Origin of the sequence: Vibrio sp. 10N.286.52.F8 (genome assembly GCF_041468745.1) — a bacterium.
In the GTDB taxonomy this organism is placed as follows: domain Bacteria; phylum Pseudomonadota; class Gammaproteobacteria; order Enterobacterales; family Vibrionaceae; genus Vibrio; species Vibrio crassostreae_C.
The window spans coordinates 123,111-132,703 of the sequence record NZ_JBFRJF010000008.1 but is presented as its reverse complement, the minus strand read 5'-3'; the positions used below and the strand labels follow the sequence as shown (position 1 = coordinate 132,703).

Genomic DNA, 9,593 nt, shown 5'->3' with positions numbered 1-9,593 from the left:
TAGCGGCTTCGTTCAACAATGTGTTTGATAGCTCACCGTAATAGACAAACCGTTTATCGACATCTTTAAAAGCTTGTAATGAACTTGAGCCGATACAATCTCGCTGTAAGCCATGCTCTATAGCCTCGTACCAGAGTGCTTGAAGGGGAGCTTTATCGGGCTTTTGAGCGCGACCATGAATGAATATTATTTTCTTAGCCATAGCAGAACGTCCTAAACACATAGTTAAAGTGATTATCAGTAGAAAGCACCACTAGATTCGGTCAGCCCTTACTAATAACAGGGGTGCTAATTACGTATCTAGGAGTGGTTGATAGAGCATTTATATAACTATGAGGCCGTCGTTTAAGGACCATAAACGAGTGAACGATGCGATCATTAGTCGCAAATTGAAATGAATGTAGCTAGCAAAACCTCCAACGAACAAAAAAGCCCCGCAATCGCGAGGCCTTGGTTTTATCTATCACCGATTACATCCATCATTTAACAACTAAAGCACCCTACTTCACCGCTTTCATCAGCATTGTGTGAATGGGTCTAGTAGACCAAAACCTCCCCCTCTAGCTCCCCCTCGAATGGAGTGACCCGATCTCTTTAGATTAACGATCGAGGGGGAGAACATTCTTTGGCGCTGAACATATAGCTGCACTTTTCACGATCGGTATTCAGTTCCTCCCCTTTCCCATTACCAACAAGAGATTGGAGATGTAAACCAAGGGGAGGCTAGGAGGGGATTATCAGCCTATTCTCACGTACATCTGCCCTAGTCGTTTCAGGATCTGTACTGCACGTTAAAAGCCCTCACTCACTTGGTTTTGCCATAGCCTGCTGTCTAGGCTCCAGCCGTGAATGAAGATCAGCGCCGTCTCCCAGCTCCCACTTTTGCCATACGCAATTTGCTCACCATCGTGAGATATCGCGATACCGTACTTAACCGTTGAGTCATAAGCCATGGCATTCATGCTACCAAGCGCCATGAATACCAAGAGTGTGATGTTTAGAATTAAACGTTTCATAGTGTCTCTCTACTTACTTTAGAGGGGACCCAGATAGCGCCCCTCTCAATCAATATAGTCACTATAAAGTGTGAAGCTTTAGACAAGTCAAGCTCTTAGTATAGAAATCCAATTGTTATATGCATTCATTTTTTCATGACATTCAGCAACGTATGCATCAGAAGGCAGTGCTACGATACAGAAAAATCATAACGTCGGACTTTAAAATGAAACTTGTTTTAGAAAAAATAAAAAAAGACAACATTTTCACAGATGAATTTTTAGCGTTAAAAGCAAGCAATGAAATTGATCTAACTGGAAAAAGCATAAGTGTAATTTACGGACCAAACGGGACCGGGAAAACAAGCCTATCAAAAGTACTTTCAAGAGAAAAAAAGACCGAGTATACAGTTAAAATAGATGACATAACATTCACAGAAAAAGATGAGCAAATCGCACACATAATATCTGACCAAAATGATCGAAATTTCATTGAAGGTGAAACTCAAGATTTTATATTGGGTGACAATATAAAAAGAGAGTATGAATTGAGAGAGCGGATAAATAACAACTTTAAATCTCTTTTTGAGAAAGACCTTGTAAAGCTACTAAAAAGTAAGTTTGGTATAGGCACTAAAAATTCGTGCTTTGATGAAATAATACTAGATAAATATTACTTAAAAGTAATATCTGATATAGCTAATAGCCGTTCAAAAGGAAAGACAATCGACCGAGAATATTTCATAGAGAAAATTTACAGTGAAGAAGACTTATTAGGAGAGATTGAATTAGATAAAAATAAATTCGAGTACTTTGTAAAAGATTTTTCAGATAAAGAATCAACTATAAGAACAATAATCGCTTATAATTTCAATCTAACTGATAAAGATAAAAAAATCGCTAAACTTGAAGAGCAGAGTCAGGCGGTAAACATCCTTAAAAAGTATAACTATCTTGATGATTGTATCGTATGTGACCACAAAATAGACTCAAAGAAGTTATTGAGTGAAAAGAGCGATCAAGTAGAAAAAACTCATAAGTCTCTTTCAGATAAAGAAAAGAAAATTGCCGAAAAAATAATAAAGGGCTTACCACAGAGTGACCCATTCAATATTAGAGAGAGAATCTTCACAGCTATAAACAAGTCCGATAAGACATTTATTACTGACTTGGTGGCAGACTTTGAAAAATATAAGCTAATTTATTGGAACTACCTAAAAACAGAACTAATTGAAGAAAGTAAAAAATATAATCTAAAAAATGATAATGATGAGTATCAGGAACTTAAGATTAATAAACCTGAATTCGACAGTGAAGACATTTTATTCATCGAAAAGTTTCTAAATGAAACGCTCGAACGAAAGATAACATTAGAGAGAGATGACGACAATAATATAAAACTTCTCTTAGGTGGTTCGGAGTTTCTAAAAGTAGATAGAAAACAACTATCACTGAGCAATGGTGAGCAAAATTTCTTATCACTTTCATTTGAGCTACTTAAAGCAAAAAATACAAAGCAAAAATTTGTAGTGTTAGATGACCCAATATCAAGCTTCGATTCTATTTACAAAAACAAGCTTGCTTATGCAATAATATCATTCCTACGTAATAAGAAAACAATAATTCTTACTCATAACACCGATCTAATTAAGCTTTTAGAGCACCAGCAGCAGCAGTGTATAAACTTGTATTATTTTAATAATGTTCAAGACGAAAACAATGGTTTTATTCCGGTTAATAGAAATGAACTAAAGATCTTACTCTACATACATGAATTTTTAAACTTGCTCAGAAAAGATATAAAAGATGAAATAATAGATAATAAGCAATTTCTGATATCTATTGCCCCTTTCATGCGTGGATATTGTCAAATACTTGGGCGTCGTGAAGAAAAAAATAGTATAACAAAGCTAATGCATGGGTATAATAATGAAAAGGTCAATCTCAGTGAGATTTATATGGCCTTATTTGATCAAGAAATTAGAGACCCAGTTACTGGTGATTATCTAGTCTCCGCCGCTGATATTATTTCAATGGATAGTCAAACTTTTAAACCAATAAAAGATAATAACTACCCCCTACTTTCAAAGTCTCTAAGGCATACTATGAGCTATTTATTTTTGAGACTAAATGTAGAGAGAAAACTTGTAGATAAATTTTCTATTGATACTAAAAAACATGACCTTTTGTCTCAAATCATATTAGCTGCATTTCCATTTAAGAAAGACACTGCGGAGAAAAGAGCACATCGTGTATTTTTCATGTCAAGAAAAACACTCTTGAACGAATTCAACCACTTTGAAATGGATATGAATATTTTCCAACCTGCTATTGATATTACAGATAAATCACTAAATAAGGAAAAGGTTCAGATTCTCGCAAGACTAGATCATATTTTGTCATAGCTTAAACAAACAAAAAGGCCTCGCAATGCGAGGCCTTTGATTTTTCTATCTATCAGAAGAGATTAGTCGCGAAGTGCTGCGCCGAATTTCTCTGAGATTGAAGCTACGATAGCATCTACTGAACCAGCGATGTCTGCATCTTCAAGTGTACGCTCTACAGACTGTAGGCTAAGTGCGATAGCTAGGCTCTTCTTACCTTCTTCAACGCCTTGACCAACGTATACGTCGAACAGTTTAGCGCCTGTTAGGAATTCGCCACCAGCAGCGATACACGCTTCAACGATGTCGCCGGAAGCAACTGCTTCATCAACAACAACGGCGATATCACGACGGTTTGCAGGGAACTTAGATACAGCTACAGCTTCTGGAAGCACGCGAGTGTTGATAGCTGCCCATTCAATTTCGAATACGATAGTGCGGCCGTTAAGACCAAACTTACGCTCTAGTTCTGGGTGAACAGTACCAATGATACCCACTTCTTTGCCGTCTACTACGATAGCCGCAGTTTGACCTGGGTGAAGTGCTGGGTGCTTAGCTGCTTTGAAGCTGTATGCGATTTCGTTTGCAGAAAGCTCAAGAACTGCTTCTAGGTCACCTTTAAGATCGAAGAAATCTACAGTGTTAGTTGCAATGTCCCAGTGCTCTTCGCCACGAGTACCAGAGATAACGCCCGCAAGCATCATTTCTTGGCGCATGCCGTTTTCAGCCGTTGCTTCAGGGATGAAACGCAGGCCTGATTCGAATAGACGAACGCGAGACTGTTGACGCTTCTGGTTGTGAACAACTGTGTTTAGAAGACCTTGGATTAGGCCAAGACGCATTGCTGACATGTCCGCAGAGATTGGGAATGGCAGGATTAGCGGCTCAACACCAGGTACAACCAATTTTTGCTGTTCTGGTTCTACGAAGCTGTATGTGATTGCTTCGTGGTAGCCACGGTCTACAAGAAGGTCACGAACGCGCTTAAGCGGTTGGTTAGCTTCTTTGTGGTCATTCATTTTAAGTGCCGCTTTAGGCGCTTGGTTTGGAATGTTATCGTAACCGTAGATACGACCTACTTCTTCAATTAGGTCTTGCTCGATTGCGATATCAAAACGCCAAGATGGAGACGTTGCCGTCCAACCTGCGTCCGTAGTCTCAACTTCACAACCTAGGCGAGTAAGAATTTCCACTACGTCTGTAGATGGGATTTCGTGACCTAGTAGGCTGTCTAGCTTAGCGCGACGTAGGGCAACTACGTTTGCTTTTGGTAGATCAGCTTCAGATTCGCTGCCGTTTACTGGCGCAACTTCACCACCACAGATTTCAACTAGAAGCTGTGTTGCACGCTCCATTGCTGCTGCTTGTAGTGTTGAATCAACACCACGTTCGAAACGTAGAGAAGAATCTGTGTGAAGGCCGTAAGCACGTGCGCGACCACGGATGTGATCCGGTGCGAAGAATGCTGCTTCAAGAAGTACGTCTGTCGTTTCAGTAGTAACACCTGAATCTTGACCGCCAAAGATACCAGCGATTGCTAGTGCTTTGTTGTGGTCAGCGATAACAAGCGTGTTGCTGTTTAGTTCAGCTTCGTTGCCATCTAGAAGTGTTAGCTTTTCGCCCTGCTCTGCTAGACGAACCACGATACCGCCTTCGATCTTAGCAAGATCAAATGCGTGCATTGGTTGGCCTTGCTCTAGCATCACGTAGTTTGTGATGTCTACAACTGGGTCGATTGAACGGATACCACAACGACGCAGTTTTTCTTGCATCCAGATTGGAGATTCCGCTTTCACGTTTACGTTCTTAACCACACGGCCAAGGTAACGTGGACAAGCATCAGTTGCTTTGATTTCAACAGATACTGTGTCTTCAATGCTTGTTGCAACAGCGTCAACTGTTGGCTCTGTAACGTCTGCGCGGTTTAGTACGCCAACTTCACGAGCAAGGCCACGGATGCTGAAACAGTCAGCGCGGTTTGCTGTTAGGTCTACGTCGATAGTTACGTCGTTAAGCTCAAGAAGCTCACGTACGTCCATACCTAGCGTTGTGCCTTCTGGCAGCTCAAGGATGCCGTCAGACTCTACGTCGATACCTAGCTCAGAGAAAGAACAAAGCATGCCGTGCGATGGAACGCCACGTAGTTTTGCTTTCTTGATTTTGAAGTCACCAGGAAGTACTGCGCCAACTGTTGCTACTGCTACAGTTAGGCCAAGACGACAGTTAGATGCACCACAAACGATATCTAGCAGCTCTTCTTCGCCGATATCAATTTTAGTTACTTGTAGTTTGTCTGCGTCTGGGTGCTGACCGCACTCAACCACTTTACCTACTTTAACGCCGGTGAAAACACCCGCAACAGGTTCTACATCGTCAACTTCCAAACCAGCCATCGTGATTTGGTGAGCTAGCTCTTCGCTGTTAATTGCAGGTTTAACCCACTCGCGTAGCCAAGATTCACTGAATTTCATAGTTTTGACTGCCCCGGATTACTTGAATTGTTTAAGGAAACGAAGGTCGTTCTCGAAGAACGCACGAAGGTCATTTACGCCGTAACGAAGCATCGTTAGACGCTCTACACCCATACCGAATGCAAAACCAGAGTATTTCTCAGGGTCGATGCCAACAGAGCGAAGTACGTTAGGGTGAACCATGCCACAGCCTAGAACTTCTAGCCATTTGCCATCTTTACGTTTCACGTCAACTTCAGCTGAAGGCTCTGTGAACGGGAAGAATGAAGGACGGAAACGCACTTCAACTTCTTCTTCAAAGAAGTTACAAAGGAAATCGTTAAGAATGCCTTTAAGTTGTGCGAAGTTTACGTTCTCATCAACTAACATACCTTCCACTTGGTGGAACATTGGCGTGTGAGTTTGATCGTAGTCGTTACGGTAAACACGACCCGGAGCAATGAAGCGGAAAGGCGGTTTGCCGTTTTCCATCGTACGGATTTGAACACCAGAAGTGTGCGTACGTAGCATTAGATCAGGGTTGAAGAAGAAAGTATCGTGATCAGTACGAGCTGGGTGATCGTCTGCGATGTTTAGTGCATCAAAGTTGTGGAATGCATCTTCGATCTCAGGGCCAGACTCAGTGCTAAAGCCAAGCTCACCAAAGAACTGTTCGATACGCTCAACTGTGCGAGTCACTGGGTGAAGACCACCGTTCTCAATGCGACGACCTGGTAGGCTCACATCGATAGTTTCTTCAGCTAGTTTCGCTTCAAGCTCTGCACGTTGTAGTGCGTCTTTGCGAGCTGCGATCGCTTGTTGAACAGCACCTTTCGCTTTGTTGATCTCTTGACCAGCAGTGCGACGCTCTTCAGGTGGAAGTTTACCTAGGCTTTGTAGTTGAAGAGTTAATTCACCCTTCTTACCTAAATACTGAACTCGCACTTCATCAAGTGCGACTAACGAATCTGCTGTATCAATAGCAGTCGTTGCATTAGCAATGATCTCTTCTAGATGTTGCATCATTTCCTCATCTACCAGTTGGTAGTGTCCGTATCGGATGATTAGTTTTTTAGATAGCTACACATAGTAATCAAACACGCAACCAATGCCAAATTGAATCGCTAAAAGAACAAGTTATTGCCTAAAAACACGGCAAATTTAACAGGATATTAATGAGTAGTAGGAAGAAGTGGAACAATTACAGGTTCCACTTCTTAATTTGGAAATGACCTGAAGGCTAGATCTGAATAGAACAAACGCTGTTCTTCCCTGCGTTTTTTGCTAAATAGACGGACTCATCCGCCGCTTTAATCAATTCGTTCATGGTTTCGAATTCTTGGGTCATTTCAGCGACACCGACACTAATACTGCCAATCCAAACTTGATGACTGGTTTCAACCTCTAATTCAGACACTTTCTGTCGAGCGGTTTCCGCGATGTACATCCCACCTTTAAGGTCGGTGTTTGGGCAAATAACCAAGAACTCATCGCCACCTAACCGGCAAACAATATCATCATTACGGAACGTGTTTTTCAGTTCACGCGAGAGGGTTTGTAGCACCAAGTCGCCTGCATCATGGCCGCTGGTGTCATTAATGCGCTTGAAGTGGTCGGCATCAATCATAATACACACTAAAGGCATGCCCAGTTCTTTGGAGTCTTGCCAATGCAGCGCTAACTGTTTAAAAGCACTACGACGGTTATGCAAATTAGTAAGAGAGTCGGTTAATGACAGTTCTTCAAGTCTCTTATTCGCTCGTTTTAATTCTGCCGTACGTTCCTCAACTTTATCTTCGAGTAACTGGTTGAAGCGTAACAACTGTTTGTTTCGTTCAGAGACTTGTTCAAACAGGCCGTTAAGCGCAGCCAACAGCGGGACAGTCGCAGAATCTTGCTGCTTTTCTTCCGCTTCAAAGGCTTGCAGAGGTGTCGCGCCCTCTTCTATCGCGGTAATTTGTCGCGCCATGTTTTGGTCGATGCCGAGGATGTGGTAAGCAAGCCAGTGGATCAATAAATCAAGTAACTGCCGTGCTGACGACTGATCTTCTTCCATGATGAAAGCTTGCATACTGTAGATATCTTGCATAAATACACGATGCACTTTGATATGCTCTTCAATGTGTCGCTCATACACACCGCAATCTCTCATCAAAGATTCTTCTTCTTTAAAGTGAAATTCGGCATAGCATGTGAGATCGAGTAAAGCGACGTTTATGTCGTCGATAGAGATAGTGTTCTCTGACAACAGATTTCCGTAGTGGTTGATAATACCAACAAGATATTGATGCTGTTCATCTACAACACCAATGCCTGTTTCAAAGTTTTTATCCCAATTAAATGAATTCATAAATCCCTTAAGGCCGATACCACCAGCACGATTTACATGCATATTCGGAGGTTATAGATACTGAAAAAATATAACCATTTTACCTGTAGGTTTATTCGATTGTTTGATCCATTTTATAAAAAGAAGATATTGAACACTCTAAATATAACTCATCTTAAATTTGAGACGCCCCTCTTAACAAGAACACCTCATAAAGCTAACACTAGAAATAATATTCCAACGCCATCTCAACAAAATCATCCTTACGTGCGAAGAACAACAAGTCTTCTGGGGTTTCGTTCTCAAACAACCAAGCATTCAGTCGCCACTTGAGATTGTTGTTAATACGGCTCGATGCCTCTAGCTTGGCACTGTAGACATCACTGTTATCTAAGTCTTGAGTGATACCAGTAAGCACTTCGGTGCCGTCTTCATCGTTCAAAGCGAAACGGGCGCCAAGGAACACATCATTTTGGCCGATGGTTTGGGCATTGTTGCCTCGGCTGTCATACAGGTATTCAGCGATGAAGCCGATGTCCCAGTACGATTCAAGCGCCCCTACCCAAGTGTATTCAAAGCCTGTCGCCACGCCGGTATGGTTGTCGTAGCTGTCGCGATAAATGCTTTCCAGCTTCCATAACCAGTCACCGATAATGCCTTGAACATCCAATCCGAAGTGTTGCATTTGGGCGTAGTATGGCTTGAGTTGATTGCCTTCCACACGGTAATAAGGGTCGCGGTTTGTGCCGCCTAAGTAGCTTAAACCGACATCCCAATCACCGTACATTTGGCTGTAACGCAATGCCACATCAACGTGTTTTTCTTCTCGTGAAGATTCGTAAAGCGCATCGTCCGATACTGGTACGGTTGGCCTTAATCGACCGTCTTCGCCTGCGAAGGTACGCTCACGAAAATACGGCAGTAACATGGCGTCTATGGTGCCCCACTCTTTTATCGAGGTGAAGTGCACCATAGGCTGACCTAACTTGGATTCGCCATCGACCGATTCAATGGCATCGGTCTGGTTTACCACATCCACTAAATGCGCCGATTCGGTTACGCCCCAAAATACCTTTCCAACACCCGCTCGCAGTTCGTAATCATCCCAATAGGTTAAATACAAGGCTTCGCGAATATCACCATGAGTTCGTTCATCGTCTTCACTGTCTAGGCGATAAAACGGGGTGAAGGTAATGCTGCCGTTGCCCTCTTGTTGCTCCCAGTAAAACTCTGGCTGCAACACCAGTGAGCTTTGTCCTTTGTCTTGCCCTTGTAAGCCGTCGCTAAAGAACTGCCTATGTTCAAGGTTAACCTGCCCTGCGATATCAGGACTAAAGCCTGCCGCCACACAAGGCAACGACACCTGCATAAGCCCGACGGTCGCCGCCAAGGTTAAGGATAATTGGGTTCCTGTTGCCACAATCCTTTTCATATT

At 42.4% G+C, this 9,593-nt stretch carries 6 protein-coding genes and 1 pseudogene; 1 reads left to right on the top strand and 6 read right to left on the bottom strand.

Annotation, left to right across the window (positions count from 1 at the left end; genetic code table 11):
* Together AB4133_RS03860 and AB4133_RS03855 are read right to left on the bottom strand one after the other, a co-directional pair.
* Window positions 1–202 (bottom strand): annotated as a pseudogene (locus tag AB4133_RS03860) (hypothetical protein); the annotation flags it as partial.
* A gap of 589 nt (window positions 203–791) precedes the next feature.
* Window positions 792–1,016, bottom strand: a complete 225-nt coding sequence (locus tag AB4133_RS03855; RefSeq protein ID WP_372148625.1) for an alpha/beta fold hydrolase — start codon at window positions 1,014–1,016, stop codon at window positions 792–794.
* A 206-nt stretch (window positions 1,017–1,222) separates the two neighbouring features.
* Here AB4133_RS03855 and AB4133_RS03850 point away from each other — a divergent pair, with 206 nt between their 5' ends.
* Entirely contained in the window at window positions 1,223–3,400 is a 2,178-nt protein-coding gene (locus AB4133_RS03850) for an AAA family ATPase (protein ID WP_372223997.1), read from the top strand.
* A gap of 62 nt (window positions 3,401–3,462) precedes the next feature.
* Here AB4133_RS03850 and pheT read toward each other — a convergent pair whose 3' ends face one another.
* From pheT to AB4133_RS03830, 4 genes are all read right to left on the bottom strand, one after another.
* Window positions 3,463–5,850, bottom strand: coding sequence for a phenylalanine--tRNA ligase subunit beta (gene pheT, locus AB4133_RS03845; protein ID WP_372223996.1), 2,388 nt, complete (start codon window positions 5,848–5,850; stop codon window positions 3,463–3,465).
* A gap of 18 nt (window positions 5,851–5,868) precedes the next feature.
* Window positions 5,869–6,852 (bottom strand): phenylalanine--tRNA ligase subunit alpha, encoded by a 984-nt coding sequence (gene pheS / locus AB4133_RS03840; protein WP_004734764.1) that lies wholly within the window; start codon window positions 6,850–6,852, stop codon window positions 5,869–5,871.
* Between the two features lie 217 nt (window positions 6,853–7,069).
* Complete coding sequence (locus tag AB4133_RS03835; protein ID WP_372223995.1) at window positions 7,070–8,179, bottom strand: GGDEF domain-containing protein; 1,110 nt, start codon at window positions 8,177–8,179, stop codon at window positions 7,070–7,072.
* A 202-nt stretch (window positions 8,180–8,381) separates the two neighbouring features.
* A complete protein-coding gene (locus tag AB4133_RS03830) occupies window positions 8,382–9,590 on the bottom strand; it encodes a hypothetical protein (protein ID WP_017060449.1) in 1,209 nt (402 codons plus the stop codon).
* Window positions 9,591–9,593 lie beyond the last annotated feature (3 nt).